Genomic DNA, 820 nt, shown 5'->3' on the forward strand with positions numbered 1-820 from the left:
GATCGTCGGTGGTGGCATCGTCGGCCTTGCCAGTGCTTATGCTGCCGTCAAGAAGGGACTAAGTGTCGCATTGGTAGAGCGTGAGTCACAAAATAAAGATGCGTCAGTGCGTAATTTCGGTTTTGTTACCGTCAGTGGTCAGCAACGGGGCGAGCATTGGCAACGAGCCATGCATACGCGTGATGTCTGGGCAGATATTGCGCCAAAAGCAGGTATCGACGTCGAGCATAGTGGCTTACATATGCTCATGCAACGTCCAGAGGCGATGGAGGTCGCTGAAGCATTTTTACAAACAGAAATGGGGGAGTCTTGTCGCTTACTGACTCAATCTGAAATCGTAGAAAACGTACCTTATCTCAAAAAAGGTCTGGGTGTGTTGTATAGCCCTCATGAGCTCAGAGTTGAATCAAAAACTGCCATTGGCAAATTGGCAAATTGGCTCAATCAAGTGTACGGTGTGGACTTTTATAATAAAACGACCGTTCATTCGATTGAGCTGCCGATGGTTCATACCAGTCGCGGTACGCTACATGCAGAGCATTGTGTGGTCTGTCCTGGAACAGATTTACACAGCTTATATCCAGTGACTTTGGCGAAGGCTAAGGCCAAACTATGCACCCTGAATATGATGCGTGTGATGCCAAAAAAAGCGTTTAAGTTAAATGCTGCGGTGATGTCGGATCTCAGCTTTGCTCGTTATGATGGATTTGCCCAATTACCCGAAGCAAGAGGGCTAATCAATTTATTAGACGATATCCAGTCAGCCGAGCGCAAAGCAGGCGTACATCTGATCGTGGTGCAGTCTGCTGATGGCTCTCTT

At 47.7% G+C, this 820-nt stretch carries 1 protein-coding gene; it reads left to right on the forward strand.

The features are described 5' to 3' along the window. Window positions 1–820, forward strand: an 820-nt coding sequence (locus ACS8FD_RS18915; protein WP_439276990.1) for a TIGR03364 family FAD-dependent oxidoreductase, incomplete at both ends; no start/stop codon positions are given.

This window comes from Psychrobacter sp. 1U2 (genome assembly GCF_051847575.1).